The following is a 16,349-nucleotide window of genomic DNA, read 5'->3' as shown; positions in this document are numbered from 1 at the left end:
TACCTTCCCGGTTAAGGTGGCGAACTAATGAGATCTCTCCCTGTGCATGTGTGGCGTGAGCTTCAGTTGGCTGTGATGCCGCTTAGTGAAGAGTCATCGTTAAGAGATGTTCTTGGGGTTGTTCTTTTGTGGGTTAGAGGTAATTATAAATTTTTTGCTGTTGAGCCGTTTTTGAGTTATGGGTTCGATGAGTTTTCACATGTAAATGAAAGGTTGATGCCGGTTGATTATTCTTCATTTTTATCTAGTGATATAACACGCTTCAAAAAGGTCATTTTGGAATATAAGGCTAAGGACGTTGAGTCTATTGCGCGATTTCTACGCGATACAATCGAGGTGTTGATAACGGTTGAAATCGATAAGCAATGCCCTAGGTGCGAGTGTGATGGGATGCGCGTATTTATAGGTCGGCACAACGGGCTATTGGCTTACCAATGTAACGTCTGTGGTCATTCCCATTATGTAGACGGATCCAAGGTGGAAGTTGGTGGGTTGGAGTTTGTAAGTGAGGTGATATTGCGAAATGTTGGCCTGATTTAATAGAGCAAAAGCCACTGCTACAGATCCGAGGGTCACCATCAAAGACCACTATGATCATCACTTGAACATGGTAGATAACACAAAGGATCAACTTTCATCTCAAGGATTCAGAGTCAGCGAAAAGGAAATATCATTCGGTAGCTCCTGCAGAACCGGTCGTTGCAGGTCAGATACCGTGGCTGAGGCACCTGACCGGACACTGAGAATCATTGAAGTCAAGACAGGGAATGCCGACTTGAGTATTCGGCAGTCAGAAATTTTCCCCCAAATAAAGGATGGGAGTTCAATTCCAAGAGGGAAAGTCGCCGAAAGTTTAGGCCTGACGCCAGGAGTGCAGCTAAGAGATAAAGGCTATCCTAACGGAATTCCTATTGAAATAATGAATTTTCCTGGTGCGAAATAATGACCGAAAAAGATATGATCGAAATTCTGATAGAGCAGGGCTGGATCTGTGAGAAGGATGAAGTCGGGGATTATTTTTGCGTGGCAGAAGTTGGTGGGGTTGAGGTTCAAATAATCCCATCTGTGAAAAAACGCTTGGACCATTTTCGAGTTTCACTGATGCCGTCGGTTTCGACCAAAAAATTCTCGGAAGCTGTCGCTTTTGTGCGAGGAGAAGAGAACCGATACTCACCAATAATAGTCAGTAATGAGCCCCCGGAGAAGCCGGTTAAACTTTCCAGCAGTGATGTTGCAGTGATGTCAAAAAGAGTCATATCTTGGGCATGTTCTCAAGACATTGAGTCTGGACTGTCTTTTTACAAGCAGCTGCCTACTGACAGTAAAGGCATTTTGCCCCTTAAGCATCTGGCCGCATTGGCGCTATCTGGTGATTTTGAAACGCTAAACCGTTACAGCAAAAGTTTTGAGGCAGGAGATAGGCTTGGTTTTGTACCTTACATCACTGAGGGTATGATTCATCGAGCAGTGTTGAAAGCTAAGTCTGAAACATAGAATTTCTTGAGTGTTACGTGCGTTTGATAGCATCTCTGATGCGAATTAAGTATTCTGGCTAACCTCAAAAATCGTTATCTTTCATTAGTTTAACTGAGGCGAAAAAAGTGGTTTGATAGATATGGCTATAATGGCAACTGTTTGAAAAACCATCAGCTATTTTTATATGTTGGACATTTTTCCGGCTGCGCTAGGGATACGTGTGATCGCGTCTTTTCGAAGCTGGCAGAAGTGATAGCCTTTTCGTGGAAAGCTGCATTAAAGCAGGCTTTTCCCAACCTGAAGTTTGTCGTCGATGTGTCCGACACTGATCAGGACTACGGTCCTGTAGTCACTTTTTACCAAGAATGAATACTACCTACCTGAGTAGACTAACGCTCTTTAAAAACTTCTTTTTCAATCGGACAACCCTGCTGGACTGTCCGATCTTCGGATCAGGCGTTAGCCTTCAATCGCCATCCGATCACATCTAATAAGTCACATCCATCTCGCAATTGGCAGCCCAGCAACTTAGCCAGATCACACCGCACAATCGCATCTTTGGTGATTCGCTCAGATTCTGCAAAACGCTCCAGGCATTCAGTCACCATCCGAATCCGATAGATAGCTGCCTCGTGAAGCACGTCGAGGGGCGCTTGGGTATCGATGAGCAAGGTCGGAGCGTTTGAATCATGTCCGGTGAGGGGTAGATATCGGTTCATCGTGGGGTTCTCTACTTAACGGGTTAAAGCCGTCACTCGACGTCGCCAAACGATTGGGTGACAGCTGTACGCAGGTTGGCGAACCGGCAGTAGAGGAAACGTTGCGCTCCGTCGTTGAGCTGAACAAGTACGTTCAGGCTCATCCCGAGCAGGAAGAAACAATCGGGGTTCTGATCGCTGTGACTTAAGGCCCGAAAGGCCTGGCGTAGATGGCGGTACGCAAAGCGGTGGACCAAACGCCCTATGGCGAGAGATTCAATGAGTGGGTAGAAAAACTCAACGAAAAACTAGGCAAAAGGTTGGCCGACTACATCGAGAACAAGGACCTGGACAAGGACCTTGAATTCGATAACGAGCTGATCGGCGGCGGGAAGTTCATGACGTCGGTGTTGACTGGTGCGTTGCCGGGGCGTAAGGGTAGTGGGGAGCGTCGGGCGGTATCGGTGGAGTCGGGGCATAAGGGTGCGGGGCAGGGCGGATCTGAGAAAGGGACTGGGGCTGAAAGTGCAAAAGGGAGCGCGGCGGTAACAGCAGAAGCTAATAACGCTCTCAGTGCTGCGAAAGGTGTTGTTGCCTCGCGGGCCAATGTGCGCACTGGCGCTGCAAACGTCACTGGTAGTGGGCTTGAGTATGCTTGGAAAAAGCATGGTGGCGCTTGGGGTGATAACAAATCTGCTTTTACGATCTCCAAGGATGAATTGAAGGTTGTTCTGCAGAGTCCACAGGTTGTCAAGACGCCTGCGTACCAATCACCAACGTCTGGCAATTTTATTTGAACAATTGATATGGGGCGCCCTGTTGGAATTGATGCCAAAGCTGGGGGGCAATCTACTAATTTCATGACGGTGATTACCGATTCAAAAGGTAATTTGGTAAACACATTTCTTGGAAAGACTTTCTAATCATGTATTATTTGATGATATGGGATAAAGAGTTAGCGTCCATGGGGCGAGACGGTTGTCTTAATGAAATTGAGATCCCTTTGGGTTTGGCAAATTTTTTCTTTCGCCTTAATGTCAAGCAATATCCAATTCTCTCCAGTTTAAGCTTCGATGATTATGATATGTTTTCTGGGGAGCAGATTGATTCGCTTTTAGGTGAGCTATTTTCTGTTGCAAGCATCAATCCTCTAATCTCCGAAGGAGTTCAATTGATGGTAAGTCTAATGCTTAAGGCGAGGTCTTTAGGGAAAAACATATTATTTGATCCGTTTAAAGTAGGTTAGTTGGTACAAAAGCGACAAGCGAAGCTGCTACTCAGATCCCAGGCCGAGTGCAACCTCGAGTACGAAAGCTACTGGTGGCGCTGCTAGAAAGATAGATGATCTTGCGGTAACTAAGATTAAGTGGGTCAAGGATCTGGTGACCGGCGCTGCGGTAGCGGGAGCGGAGGCGACCGTTTTCGTGAAGGCTGGGAAGTTGTTTGATAAGGTTGCTGGACTGTGAGTTAGCGGTCGTGCCCGCAGCGATGCCGACGCTGGATGAAATTCAAGGAATGTTCGACTGACGACGACCCTGCTGCAGGTTGCAACTCGGTAAGGCCGGCATGGCAATCAGCCTGCTACGCCCCTGCGCATCGACGCATACCCTCGCCGTGAGCTACACCCTATTTTCCAGCTGAATCTGCCAGAAGGCTCAGGGAGCCGGCGTTCTGATGATCAAGCACCAACCATTCCATCACCGTACGCAACCCGGTCCAAGAGACCACTTCATGCCCCCACCTCACTACCCCCGCCGCAAAGTCTTCTTCGCCTTCCTCCTGTGCCCATTCTTCGCCGGTCTGGCGCTGGTTCCGTTCATCCTGATTTCGGTGATGGTCGCGGTGTTCAGCAAGCCCAAGTTGATCGGTGAGGTCAGGGCTGGCGAGCTGTTCTCGTTGTTTCTGGTGATGCCGCTGCTGGCGCAGCTGCTGTTTCTGATTCCGGCCTTTGTCATTGGCTTGTGGATAAGTATGAGGAAGGTCGAGGGCTGCCGGAGGAACTACCTGACCATCGCACTGGCGGGTGCCGGTGTGGCGTTGGGTTGGTCGCTGGCCATGCTGCTGATCATTTCCAGTGGCCGCGAGGAGGGAGGCGTTGTCGAGCAGATGTTGTCGCTGTTGCCAGGCTTCGTGATGAGCGCCGTTACGTTGGGGCTGACGGCGTTCTGGTTCTTGCCCAAGCGCCTTTCCGGGGAGGCCGTGAACCAAGGGCGTTGAGCTTCGTCCAAAGGCTGTCACGTGTCTGCCGAAGGGCCGTGGCTCAGTTTGGATAACCCTTGCATGGAGCACCAATGAATAGACTTTCCTACCTTGCCTCAACCTTCCTACTGATCAGCCTGCACTGTACTGCGGCATCGGCTGCGGACATCGACCCAGCGTTGGTCGGGCAGTGGACGGGTACGCGTGATGCCGAGGGGCCCTGCCAGCCGTTGTCGTGGAACGTCAGCTTTGACGCAGCTGGGCAGTTCAAGATCGCGTTTTACCAAGATCCCGAGAAGACTCAGTTCATCCAGTCCGAGTCGGGCACCTGGACCGCCAAAGAGGGCAATTGGGTAATGCACACTGCCGGGGTCGACAAACCGGATGTCTACACGTATCGGCTGCTCGACGCCGACACGCTCGAGGTGGTCAACACGCAGGCGTCGCCTGCAAGCGATTGTCAGTCTGACTATCGGTTCGTCGAGCGACGCGTCAAGACCGATCGCTAAGACTCGATCGCTGCCTGCCGCGCTGTCCGGGCTGAACACACGCCCGATCAGCGCTGCGGCTTGCCCTGTGCACCAGTCGTCAGCGCTGGCGGACTAACCGCTGCAAGCCCGGCACAGATCAACTTTCCTGCCCTACCCCTGACTTATGTTGGCCGGCCTTTTCACTCTCGGACGATAAGGCAGGCACCTTCATGGAACGAATCCTCGATATCCAGCCGCTGGCGGCGGATCAACTGTCATTGCAGGTCAACGGTACGGCGGTGACGGCGGCGGCCGGTGAAACCGTGCTCAGCGTGCTCAACGCGGTGGGGTTGCGCCAGGTGGCGCGCAACGATCATGGGCAGCTCAGTGGCGCGTTCTGCGGCATGGGCGTGTGCCATTGCTGCCTGGTGGCGATCGATGGGCGGGCCAAGCGGCGGGCGTGTCAGACCGTGGTGCGCGCGGGCATGCGCATCGAAACCCAGGTCAATGCCGTGGTTGCCGGGGAGGCGTCATGAGCCTGCGTCCGGTGATCGTCGGCGGGGGTTCGGCAGGCATGGCGGCGGCCATCGAGCTGGCCGGTGCGGGGGTGGCCAGTGTGCTGGTCGACGAGGCCTCGCGCCTGGGTGGGGTGGTGTATCGCGGGCCGCTGCGTGCGGGGGTCGACCTGGGGTATCTGGGGGCACGCTACAGCAAGGCGCTCAAGCAGTTGCACGCCGACTTTGCCGCTTGCGCCGAACACGTCGACGTGCGCCTGGGCAGCCGGGTGGTCGGCGGCGACGCGCAGCGCCTGATGGTGCTCGATGAGCACGAGCACCTGCAGCCGCTCGACTACAGTCACTTGCTGCTGGCCGCAGGTTGCCATGAGCGCGCCGTGCCGTTTCCGGGCTGGACGCTGCCGGGGGTGATGCTGCTGGGCGGGTTGCAGTTGCAGATCAAGAGCAACGTGGTCAAGCCGCTGGGCGGCACGCTGATCGCCGGCACCGGGCCGTTGCTGCCCTTGGTCGCCTGCCAGTTGCATGCGGCCGGGGCGAAGGTGGTGGGGGTGTACGAGGCCTGCGCCTTCAGCCGTATCGCCCGGCAAAGCCTGGCGTTGATGAACAAGCCGCAGCTGTTTCTCGATGGCCTGAGCATGCTCGGCTACATGAAGCTGCACGGCATCGACATGCATTACGGCTGGGGCGTGGTCAGTGCCCAGGGCGAGGCTGAACTGAGCGGCGTCAGCGTGGCGCCGTATGACGCGCACTGGCAGGCGGACATGAGCCGTGTCCAGCGCCAGCCGGCGCAGACCCTGGCGGTGGGCTATGGCTTCATTCCGCGCACCCAGCTCAGCCAGCAATTGGGCCTGGCCCATGGTTTCAGTGACGACGGCTACCTGCGCGCCGACTGCAACGTCTGGCAGCAGAGCAGCCTGGCGCACATTCACCTGGCCGGCGACATGGGCGGCATTCGTGGCGGTGAGGCGGCGATGCTTACCGGGCGTATCGCTGCGGTGTCGATGCTGCACCAGCGCGGGGTGCTGGATGCCGAGCAGGCCATCGAGCGCCGCGAGCGCTACCTGGGTCGGCTGGCGGCGATCACACGGTTCCGCTCCGGGGTCGAGCGCTACACCGCGCGGGGGCCGGCGCAGATCGAGCTGGCCCAGCCCGATACGGTGATTTGCCGCTGCGAGCAGGTCAGGCGCGAGGCCATCGACCTGGCCTTGGCGCAAGGCGTGGAGGACATGGCCAGCCTGAAGATGCGCACGCGGGTGAGCATGGGCGACTGCCAGGGGCGCATGTGCGTCGGCTATTGCAGCGACCGCCTGCGCGCCGCCACCGGGCGTGCCGATGTCGGCTGGCTGCGCCCGCGCTTCCCGCTCGAGCCGATTCCCTTCTCGGCATTTCAGCACCTGGGCACGGAGGCCTGAACATGAACAAGACCTACGACATCGTCATCGCCGGCGCCGGGGTGATCGGCGCGTCCTGCGCGTATCAACTGTCCAAACGCGGCAACCTGCGCATCGCCCTGATCGACGACAAACGCCCCGGCAATGCCACGCGCGCCTCGGCCGGCGGGCTGTGGGCCATCGGTGAGTCGGTGGGCTGGGCTGCGGAGTGATCTTCTTCCGCATGCTCTCGTCCCAGGCCAAGCGTCAGGCCCACGGGGCGGCTGTGGCGGTGGATTCGAGCACGCCGCACATCCTGCCCGAGTGCTTCTTCGACCTGGCCCTGCAATCCAACGCGCTGTACCCACAGCTGCACGAAGAGTTGATCGCCCGCCACGGCATGGACTTCAAGTTCGAGCGCACGGGCCTCAAATACGTGATTCAGGACGACGAAGACCAGCTCTACGCCGAACACATCGTGCGCCACATTCCGCACTTGCAGGCGCAGATCCGCTGGCTCGACCGTCAGGCGCTGCGCCAGGCCGAGCCGGCCATCACCGAGCAGGCCCATGGCGCCCTGGAGTTTCTCTGCGACCACCAGCTCAGCCCGTTCCGTTTGTGCGATGCCTACATGGAGGCGGCGCGCCAGAACGGCGTCGACCTGTACCCCAATACCCGCGTCAGCCAGGTGCTGCATCACGGCGGGCGGATCAAGGGCGTGCGCACCGAGCAGGCCGGGGATTTTCACTGCGACACGTTGATCAACGCTGCCGGCGCCTGGGCCGCCGAACTCAGTGAGTGGGCCACCGGCACGCGCCTGCCGGTCAACCCGGTTAAAGGCCAGATCGTGCTCACCGAGCGCATGCCCAGGCTGCTCGACGGCTGCATCACCACCAGCGATTGCTACCTGGCGCAGAAGGACAACGGCGAAATCCTCATCGGCAGCACCACGGAAGAAAAGGGCTTCGACGTGACCACCACAGTCCCGGAAATCACCAGCCTGGTGCAGGGCGCGATCCGCTGCATGCCGCAGCTGGCGGGGGTCAATCTCAAGCGGACCTGGGCCGGTTTGCGGCCGGGTTCGCCCGATGAACTGCCGATTCTCGGGCCTGTGGATGAAATGCCGGGCTACTTCAATGCCTGTGGACACTTCCGTACCGGGATGCTCACCTCGGCCATTACCGGGGTGTTGCTCGACAAGGTTATCCACAACGAGGCGACGCCGCTGGACCTCACGCCGTTCCTGGCGAGTCGCTTCGAGCGGGTGGCGGTGCCCGCGTAAGCCAGGTTCGGCCTGCGACCGGCAGGCCGAATCCACAGCGCGAGGGTGCCGTGCGGGATGACGGAGCGCTAGAATGGCCGGGCTCGAGCGATTGCCCCTGATTCCTACGATAAAAAAGGATTTCGCCATCTCTCACTTTCCCTTGCGCCGCCGCCAGCTGCTCTCCTTCCTGGCCTGCGCGCCGTTGTTCGCCGGGCTGCCGGGCTGTACGCCTCCGGTGGGCGTGCAAGGCAGTTTCCTGCAACTGTGGAAAAGCCACGCCGATCTGACCCCCGCGCAGTGGCGCGAGCGGCTGGCGGCCATGGCCGAGATGGGCTGTCGCACCCTGACCCTGCAATGGGTCGGGCTGATCGGCGGCGAGGCGGCGTGGATGATCCCTGAATCGCTGCTGCGCACGGTGCTGGACATCGCCCACGACGAAGGCATGCAGGTGCAGGTCGGGTTGCCCTTCGACAATGCCTGGTGGCAGGCGCTGTCGGCCGAGCCGGGCGAGCAGGCGGCGTTCTTCGACAGCAGCCTGGTGACCACCCGCCAGTACCTGGCCAGCGCGCCGTGGCCGCAGCACCGGGCCTTCGCCGGCTGGTACATCCCCTATGAGCTCGAGCAATACCACTGGGCCACCGATGATCGTCAGCAGCGCCTGGCGCAGTGGCTGCAGGCAATGTCGCGCAGCGTGCTGCAGTACAGCAACCGCAATGCGGCGATTTCCACCTATTTCAGTGTGCTGCCCACCCAAGGCTCGCTGGCGCAGCTGTGGAGCGTGTTGCTGGATGCTGCGCCATTGCTGCCGATGGTTCAGGACGGAGTCGGCGTGGCCGGGCTGGGCAACCTGCTGGCCATCGAGCCGCTGCTGCTGGAACTACGCCGACTTCGGGCGCCGTTCGAGGTGGTGGTGGAATTGTTCGAGCAACTGCCGGCCCAGAACCCCGACGGCAGTGAATTCAAGGCCCGCTCGGCGGATTACCCGCGGGTGCTGCGTCAGCTGGAGTGGGCACGCAGCACCGGCGCCGAGCAGGTGGTGGCCTTCGCCCTCGACCCCTGGGCCTTGAGCGACGAACCCCGCGCACGGCGGCTGCGCGAGGAGTGGCTCAAGCGCTGAAGCGCGCCTGGCTTACAGGTCGCGGCCGATGATTTCCCGCATGATCTCGCTGCTGCCGCCATAGATGCGCAGCGGCCGCGCATCGGCCCAGGCGCGGCCGATGCCGTATTCACTGCTGTAGCCGTAGCCGCCGTGCAATTGCAGCAACTGGTCGAGAATCTTGCCTTGCAGTTCGGTGGCATTGAGCTTGGCCATGGCGGCGACCACTGGGTCGAGGGTGTCTTCCAGCAGCTGCTGCACGCAATGATCGAGAAACACCCGCAGCATGGTCAGCTGTGCCGAGGCGTCGGCGAGCAGGAAGCGGTTGTGCTGGTGATCGATGACGCGTTTGCCGAACACCTTGCGCCCACGGGTGTAGGTCAGGGTGTCGGCGAGCATCCCTTCGGCATGGGCAGCGCCGCGCAGGGCGATGGCCAGGCGTTCGCGGGCCAGCTCCACAGCCATGTGCTTGAAGCCGGCGTTCTCTTCACCCAGCAGGCAGTCGGCAGGAATGCGCAAGTCGTCGAAGAACAGCTCGCACGTGTCTTGCGCATGCTGGCCGACTTTGGCCATGGCCGGGCCTTTGCTCAGGCCGGGCGTGCCGGCCTCGACACAGAACAACGAGATGCCCAGGGCGCCGAGGTCGGGGTCGGTGCTGGCCGCGACGATGATCAGGCCGGCGTTGACGCCATTGGTGATGAAGGTCTTCTGCCCGTTGAGCACGTAATGCTCGCCCTCACGGCGGGCGCGGCAGCGGATCGCCTTGAGGTCGCTGCCGGCGCCGGGTTCAGTCATGGCGATGGCGCCGATGAGCTCGCCAGCGGCCATGGCCGGCAGCCAGCGGTCTTTCTGCTCAGGCGTACCGAGGTGGAAAAGATACGGCGCGACCATGTCGGAATGGATGGAAAAGCCGATGCCCAGGCAGTTGGCTCGGGCCAGTTCTTCGATCACCACCACCGAGTGGGCGAAATCACCGCCCGCGCCATAGGGCTCGGGCAGCCCGGCGCAGAGCAGGCCTTGGGCGCCGGCGTCGGTCCACAGCGATTTCGGCGTGATGCCGTCGCGCTCCCACTCGGCGTAGTGGGGCAGGATGCGCTCGGTGATGAAGCGCTGTACCTGATCACGGAACTGCAGGTGGTCGTCGCGGAAGATCGAACGCATGGGGTTCACCGAGTGAAAGGTGCAGTGCGGCTGAGTTCACCGTGCAAGGTCGGCTGGCTGGCGCTGCCGGTGAGGAACAGGGCGTAGTGGTCGCCCGGTTGCAGCGGCGGCAGCTCCAGCGTCTGGCTGTTGGCCATGACGCAGCTGGCGCTCAGGCTGGCCTTGACCGGGTTGATGGCGCGGGCCTGGCTGGTATTGACGGCCACATCGGTGAACAGCGCCGGGCCATTCTCGACCGCCAGTGCGGCGGTTGGGCAGTCGCTGACCAGGTTGTAGAAACGTAGCTCGGCCTTGAGCGCATCGTCGCCGGCGCTTTGGTCGTTCAGCACCACCAGCTTGCCGTTGTCCAGCAACACGCTCTGGTAGCTGCCGGCTGGCGGGTTGAGGCTGCCGACCACGGCGTCGCCGATGCGCAGTTCCACCGACTTGCCGCTTTCCACCACGTTGTAGGCGCTGGCGCGGGTACCGGCTTCGAGCTTCTGCGGCGCGTTGCGCCCGACCTGCACGCTCAGCGACTTCTCGCCGGCTTGCAGCACGCGGATGAACGCCGAGCCTTCGGGGGCACGCGGCGCATACAGCTGGGCCAGGCGCCCCTCGGCGAAAACGGGGGCAGATACAGCAGCGACCAGCAGCGAGACGCCGGCCATCACAGCACGAATAGTCATTGGGCTTCCTTGGGCTTTTTCGAGCGGGCCTGTTGATACAGCGCTGCCAGGCGCTTGCGATCGACTTTATCTGACGCAGTCGTAGGAAAGCCGCCGCAGGCCAGCAGTTCCGAGGGAATCATATACGCCGGCACGTTGGCGGCGAGTCGTTGTTTCCAGTCATCCAGGCCGTCGGGCAGGGGGCCGAGGGTTTCCTTGGGCAGGTGGCCGTGGGTTTCGACGAAGCCGACCATACGCAGCGCCGTGCCGTCCGGACGCCGCAGAACGATCGCCGCCGCCTGGCCGACGCCGGGCAGGGCGCTCAGCTTGGCATCCACTTCGCCCAGTTCGATGCGGTAGCCGTGCAGTTTGATCTGGTCATCGCGCCGGCCATGGAAGAACACCCGGCCCTGTTCGTCGATCTCGGCCAGGTCGCCACTGCGGTAGGCGCGCTTGCCGTGATGGTCGAATAGCACGGCGGCGCTCAGGTCGGGGCGGTTGAGGTAGCCACGCATGACATGGTCGCCCGCGATGCACAGTTCGCCGTCATCGAGCAACAGCTCGGCATAAGGCTTGGCGCGACCAATCGACAGCGGCTGGGTCGAGCCTTCCAGCGGCGGGAGAATTTCGATCCAGGTGGTCGAGCAGGTCGCCTCGGTGGGGCCGTAGGAATTGATGATCCGCGCCGAGGGGAAGCGCTGCCACAGCTGGTTGGCCAACGCGCCCGTGAGCGATTCGGCGCCGAACACGAAGGTGTTCAGCGTCGGCAGGTGCTGGGCGTTGAAGTCGTCGTTGAGCAGTTGCTGGCGCACGAACGAGGGCGTCGAGGCCCAGACGTTGACCTGGCTGCTGGCAAGATAACCGACGAACTGTTCAGGGTCGGCGATCACCTCGCGCGGGCACAGCACGCACTGCCCGCCCAGCGCTAGCGCGCCACACAGGTCGAACAGCGAGAAATCGAAACTGAACAGCATCTGGTTCATGAAGCACGGCGCTTCGCCCAACGCCAGGCAGTCGCGAATCCAGCCGGCGAACAGCGCCACGCTGTCGCGGCCGATCTGCACGCCTTTTGGGTCACCGGTGCTGCCGGAGGTGAACATGATGTAGGCCAGGCCCGCCTCCTTGAGCGGCACGGCGGCGGCCTCGGTGGTGCGGAAGGCATCCTGCTCGGCGTCGTAGCAGTGCCCGGCGCCGACCAGTTCGATGATGCGTTGCAGGCGCGGCGGCGGGTTGATGCTGTCGACCGGTACGTAGGTCACGCCAAGGCGCAGGCAGCCGAGCATGGCGACGACGAACTCGATCTGCTTGTGCCCGCTGAGCACCAACGCCGTGCCCGGCGCGATGCCCTGCGCCATGGCTCGTGCACACCAGCCCTCGACCGCCTCGGCAAGGCCGGCCCAGTGCAGCGCGCGCTGGCTGTCACACAGGGCAGGGGCATCGGGGGCGCGATCGGTTTCGGCAAACTGGCAGCGGTCGAAATCGAAGTGCATCGTCCGTGCTCCTTAATACACCCGGTTGAGCATGTTGGCTTTCACGAACCGGGCCAACGCATTGACCGACTCCAGGTGTTCGTCGATTTCGGTCGGTGGCATCCTGCAGCCGAACTCGAGCCTTACCGCCATCACGATGTCTACTGCTGTCATCGAGTCAACCAGACCCGATTCGATGAGCTGGTCGTCGGCCTGGACCGGCGTGCCGATAACGTCTTCGATGATGCTGGCCAGGTGTTGCTTGAGGGTTGCGTCGCTCATCGGAATCACTCCAAACGTCAGAATTGGAAATACAGGAAGCGCGCTTCTTTGTGCAGGTTCATCAGGCACAGCGCGAGCAGCACCAGCATGATTACCAGCCACACCGCGTTGGGTTTCCAGCGCAGCAGGGCCGGGCCATCGAGGCGGGCCTTCGCCAGTGATGGCGAAAAGCCGCCCATTATCTGCTGAGAGTTGGGCAAGAACCAAGCCACCGCCAGCACCGCCAGAATATGCAGCCCTTCCAGGTGACGGCCGATCAGCAGGCGCCAGGCGTCCCCAAGGGTGATTCCGGCGGGGTACACGACGTCTGGCAACGCGTCGAAACCGCGCAGGCCGAACATGCCTTCGACCAGCAGCACGGCATCAGAGGTCGATTCAGCGCGGAAGAACGCTTGCGCGACGATCACCGCAGCGAAGGTCAGCAGCACGCAGCCGATCAGCTGCAGGCGCCCGGGCTGGATCTGCCCGACCTTGCGCCCGACCACGAAGATGCGCCAGGCATGGTTGATCGACAGGTAGCCTGCATGCAGCAGGCCGAAAATCAGAAACTGCAGGCCGGCGCCGTGCCAGATTCCGGCCAGGCCCATGGTGAAGGTGGTGGGCAGGATGATCGCTGCCGCAAAGCCGCCCAGCGTGGACGTGCCCTGGGTGCCGATGGGCAGGCCGCGCCTGGCGCGCCATTCCGACACCGCCATGGCCACCGGGTAATACAGGTAGGCGGTCAGGTAGCGGGTCAGGGTCATGTGCCAGCGACTCCAGAACTCGATGATGTTGCTGGCCTTGTACGGCGAATTGAAGTTGAGCGGGAAGCGCACGCCGAACATCTTCGCCAGGCCCAGGGCCATGTCCGAATAGCCGGAAAAGTCGAAGTACAGTTGCAGCGCATAGGCAGTGCCGGTGCCCCATGAGGCCCAGAAACCCAGGGTGCCGGGGGTGGCGAAACCGGCGTCGGCATACGGCGCGATGGGGTCGGCCAGCAGCACCTTCTTGGCCAGGCCGATGATGAACAGCATGGCGCCGACGCTGAGGTTTTCTGCGCGGAAGCGGTAGGTCTTGGGGTCGGCGAACTGCGGCATCATCTCTTTGTGATGCAGGATCGGCCCGGCAATGAGGTGCGGGAAGAAGGTCACGAACAGCACGTAGCTGAGCAGGCTGCGTTCCTTGACGATGCCAGCGCGGCAGTCGAGCAGAAAGCCGATCTGGGTGAAGGTGAAGAACGAGATACCCAGCGGCAGGATGATGTCGTCCAGGCGGGTGCCGGCCAGGCCCCAGTCGTGGGCGAAGTTCACCAGGGTGACGAAATACTTGTAGTGGAACAGCAGCGCCAGGTCGGCGATCACGCCCAGGCTGGTCACTAACAGTTGCAGGCGCGAGCGCCCGGCACAGGCGAGAATCGCCAGGCTCACCAGGTAGTTGAAGGCGATCGAGCCGAGCAGCAGCAGGACGAACTGCGGGTTCCACCAGCCGTAGAAGATGATCGACGTGGCGCACAGCCAGAACGCTGCCCCGCGTGGGCTGCGCGCGGCGACCAGGTAGTGCACCGCCAGGGTCAGCGGCAGGAACAGGCAGAGGAACAGGTAAGAGTTAAAGAGCATCGGGGGCCTGTCCTTCAGGTAACGCCGCCAGCGCGGCGCGTTCATCAGCGGTCAACGGGAGCGACAACGCGCTTTCGGAGAATTCCCAGATCACCAGTTTCAGGCTGCCGGGCCAGCGCGCACGCTCGCCCAGGGCGGCGAGAAAGGCGCCGCAGAACTGGCCGCCATCGCGGCTCTGGTTCCACACCTGCTGGCCGAGATCACGCCCCAGCCGTTCGGCGAAGCCGCTGCGCCGGCCATTGGAGCTGCCGGCGAGCAGCACCTGCACCGGCGGCGTGTCATCGAGCAGACCGCCCGAGGCTTCGGCGCGCAGTTGTTCTTCGCGTTCCTGGTCCAGCGCCGGGCGCCAGCTGGCGGGGGCATGTTCCAAGCCGGCGAGGACGATCATGTCGCCCATGCGCGGCTGCTCGGCATCGGCCAGCACGCTGCTGAAGCGTTGCTCGCCCTTGCCCGGCAGCAGCGCCAGGGCGCCACGGGCCACGGCATCGGCGGCACGCTGCGCGCCACGGGTATTCATGTGCACGTCGGTGCGGAAAAACGCCTGCTCGCCCAGGGCCGCGCTGAGGTCGACGTGGTTCACACCCTGTTGCGTCAGGATCGCTTGCCATTGCCCGAGCCGCGCCTGCATCTGGGCAGTTTGCTGCAGCCCGCACAGGGCCTGGGTTTCCACACGGGATTTGTCCGGCACGGTGACCACCAGCAACTGCACGCCCTGCTCGCGCAGTTGCGCTGACCAGTGCTTCATCAGCGCCACACGCGCCTCGAAGGCACCGTGCACGCCGGGTTGCGCGCGCAGGCCATCGCGGTAGAACAGCCAGCCAGGGCAACCCTGTACCACCTGCGCGCCAAGGTCACCGAGCAGCCGATAGCGCAGCGCGGCGCTGAGCGTGTCGGCGTCGTTCTGCACACTGGGCTGCAAGGCATCGCCCATGGCTTTGCCGGCTTCACCATCGAACCAGGCGGCTGGGCGCAACTGTGCGGTGTCGAGCTTGCTGGTGAACAGCATCCACAGCCCGCAGACCTGCGCGAACAGCAGTAACGCGATCACCGCGGTGGTATAGCCGCGGTGAGTGGACGACTCAGATGAGCCTTTTTCAGCCATGGTTCACTTTCCGACGGCAGCACGCAGGCGTTGGCGCCAGGTGTCAGGGCTCATGATCGAGGCGTTGTCCCACAGGCCGCTGGCTTGCGGGCCTTGTGCGTAAGTTGGCTCGAACATCTGCCAGACCAGCACTTGCGGCGGGTTGCGCTTGAAGTCGGCCGACTCCAGGTATTCGAGCAGCATGATCCACTGGCCGACGTTGCCCGGCTTCCAGTTCACCGACACCGGACGGTCGAGGCTGTTGGACAGCTTCTGCGGGAAGCCGAAGTACGGCTGCACCATGCTGTGGCCGGTCACGTGCAGCGGCGCCGGGGTGTCCCCGAGCAGGCTGTCAGCGGCGACCTGGCGGCGCACGGTGAAGGTCTCGCGACCGGTTTCCTTGCGCTGGTCGGGGGTCAGGAAGCGCTCGGCCAGGTCACCGAAACGGCGCTCCTTGAACTCGCTGCCCAGGGCCATGCCGCTGCCGGCGTTGCCTTTGAGGGTCGGCACGTCGCGGCGCACCTGTTCAGCGGTGGCGACGGCGGTGGCATCGGCTGCCGGCTGCGTCCAGTGCTGGTCGGTGCGGTAGAACACGTCGGTGCCCTTGTCCTTGAGCTGGCGCAGCACCTGTTCGTCGTCGATGGCGCTGATGCCGGCCTGGCGCAGGCTGCTGAGGATGGTCTTGTAGCGCTGCTGCACGGCCGGGCTCAGGCTTTTGCCGGCGGGCAGTTTGTCGGGGTAGAAGCGGGTCTTGTCGGGCAGCACCAGCACTTGCAGTTTGATGCCGCGGGCGGCCAGGGCTTGCTGGGCGTCCTTGATCAGTGCGGTGGAATCGTTGATGCCACGGCTGTCGACTTCGGTGAGGCTGCCCCAGCCTGGGAACAGCCAGCCATCGCTGCCGCGCAGGATGATCGAGGAATCGTCGGCCAGCGCAGCGCTGGCGCCCAGGCCCAGGGCAGCCGCCAGCAGGGCGGTGCTCAGGCGTTTGGCGACGGGGGCGAACAGAGGTGAGAACGTCATGGTGTACCT

The 16,349-nt window shown here is 61.4% G+C and carries 16 protein-coding genes and 1 pseudogene; 10 read left to right on the top strand and 7 right to left on the bottom strand.

The window, feature by feature from the left end:
* Positions 1-27: 27 nt before the first annotated feature.
* The 10 genes and pseudogenes from LK03_RS21800 (at position 28) to LK03_RS05870 (ending at position 9,109) form a co-directional block, all read left to right on the top strand.
* Positions 28-540: a hypothetical protein gene (locus LK03_RS21800; protein ID WP_081951564.1), complete on the top strand. Its 513-nt coding sequence runs from the start codon at positions 28-30 to the stop codon at positions 538-540.
* 402 nt (positions 541-942) lie between these two features.
* On the top strand, positions 943-1,494 hold the full coding sequence (locus tag LK03_RS21795) for a DUF6990 domain-containing protein (RefSeq protein ID WP_081951563.1): 552 nt from the start codon (positions 943-945) through the stop codon (positions 1,492-1,494).
* Between the two features lie 910 nt (positions 1,495-2,404).
* Entirely contained in the window at positions 2,405-2,971 is a 567-nt protein-coding gene (locus LK03_RS22390; protein ID WP_049870437.1) for a hypothetical protein, read from the top strand.
* Positions 2,972-3,099: 128 nt separating this feature from the next.
* Complete coding sequence (locus LK03_RS05900; protein ID WP_038411492.1) at positions 3,100-3,420, top strand: hypothetical protein; 321 nt, start codon at positions 3,100-3,102, stop codon at positions 3,418-3,420.
* Positions 3,421-3,905: 485 nt separating this feature from the next.
* Positions 3,906-4,391, top strand: a complete 486-nt coding sequence (locus LK03_RS05895; RefSeq protein ID WP_038411491.1) for a hypothetical protein — start codon at positions 3,906-3,908, stop codon at positions 4,389-4,391.
* Positions 4,392-4,465: 74 nt separating this feature from the next.
* Positions 4,466-4,882 carry a hypothetical protein gene (locus LK03_RS05890; RefSeq protein ID WP_038411490.1) on the top strand — a complete coding sequence of 139 codons (417 nt, stop codon included), beginning with the start codon at positions 4,466-4,468 and terminating at the stop codon, positions 4,880-4,882.
* 191 nt (positions 4,883-5,073) lie between these two features.
* Positions 5,074-5,379, top strand: coding sequence for a (2Fe-2S)-binding protein (locus tag LK03_RS05885; RefSeq protein WP_038411489.1), 306 nt, complete (start codon positions 5,074-5,076; stop codon positions 5,377-5,379).
* Positions 5,376-6,770, top strand: a complete 1,395-nt coding sequence (gene hcnB / locus LK03_RS05880) for a cyanide-forming glycine dehydrogenase subunit HcnB (RefSeq protein WP_038411488.1) — start codon at positions 5,376-5,378, stop codon at positions 6,768-6,770. Before LK03_RS05885 ends, hcnB begins: the two co-directional genes overlap by 4 nt.
* Before the next feature lie 2 nt (positions 6,771-6,772).
* Positions 6,773-8,010 (top strand): annotated as a pseudogene (gene hcnC, locus LK03_RS05875) (cyanide-forming glycine dehydrogenase subunit HcnC).
* Between the two features lie 73 nt (positions 8,011-8,083).
* Positions 8,084-9,109, top strand: a complete 1,026-nt coding sequence (locus LK03_RS05870; RefSeq protein WP_081951561.1) for a DUF4434 domain-containing protein — start codon at positions 8,084-8,086, stop codon at positions 9,107-9,109.
* Positions 9,110-9,121: 12 nt separating this feature from the next.
* Here LK03_RS05870 and LK03_RS05865 read toward each other — a convergent pair whose 3' ends face one another.
* From LK03_RS05865 to LK03_RS05835, 7 genes are read right to left on the bottom strand one after another with little or no spacing between them, the layout of a single operon-like run.
* On the bottom strand, positions 9,122-10,249 hold the full coding sequence (locus LK03_RS05865; RefSeq protein WP_038411487.1) for an acyl-CoA dehydrogenase family protein: 1,128 nt from the start codon (positions 10,247-10,249) through the stop codon (positions 9,122-9,124).
* A gap of 5 nt (positions 10,250-10,254) precedes the next feature.
* Positions 10,255-10,914, bottom strand: coding sequence for an alginate O-acetyltransferase AlgF (locus LK03_RS05860; RefSeq protein ID WP_038411486.1), 660 nt, complete (start codon positions 10,912-10,914; stop codon positions 10,255-10,257).
* Positions 10,911-12,383 carry an AMP-binding protein gene (locus LK03_RS05855; protein ID WP_038411485.1) on the bottom strand — a complete coding sequence of 491 codons (1,473 nt, stop codon included), beginning with the start codon at positions 12,381-12,383 and terminating at the stop codon, positions 10,911-10,913. Before LK03_RS05855 ends, LK03_RS05860 begins: the two co-directional genes overlap by 4 nt.
* 12 nt (positions 12,384-12,395) lie before the next feature.
* Positions 12,396-12,644, bottom strand: coding sequence for an acyl carrier protein (locus LK03_RS05850; RefSeq protein WP_038411484.1), 249 nt, complete (start codon positions 12,642-12,644; stop codon positions 12,396-12,398).
* Between the two features lie 17 nt (positions 12,645-12,661).
* Positions 12,662-14,239 (bottom strand): MBOAT family O-acyltransferase, encoded by a 1,578-nt coding sequence (locus tag LK03_RS05845; protein ID WP_038411483.1) that lies wholly within the window; start codon positions 14,237-14,239, stop codon positions 12,662-12,664.
* Positions 14,229-15,341 carry an alginate O-acetyltransferase AlgX-related protein gene (locus tag LK03_RS05840; RefSeq protein WP_038411482.1) on the bottom strand — a complete coding sequence of 371 codons (1,113 nt, stop codon included), beginning with the start codon at positions 15,339-15,341 and terminating at the stop codon, positions 14,229-14,231. Before LK03_RS05840 ends, LK03_RS05845 begins: the two co-directional genes overlap by 11 nt.
* A gap of 3 nt (positions 15,342-15,344) precedes the next feature.
* Positions 15,345-16,340 (bottom strand): alginate O-acetyltransferase AlgX-related protein, encoded by a 996-nt coding sequence (locus LK03_RS05835; RefSeq protein WP_205621228.1) that lies wholly within the window; start codon positions 16,338-16,340, stop codon positions 15,345-15,347.
* Between the last annotated feature and the right edge of the window lie 9 nt (positions 16,341-16,349).

The sequence above is a fragment of the Pseudomonas cremoricolorata genome, assembly GCF_000759535.1.
GTDB classification, from domain to species: Bacteria; Pseudomonadota; Gammaproteobacteria; order Pseudomonadales; family Pseudomonadaceae; genus Aquipseudomonas; species Aquipseudomonas cremoricolorata_A.
The sequence above is the reverse complement of the archived record's forward strand: the minus strand, read 5'-3'. Positions and strand labels throughout refer to the sequence as shown.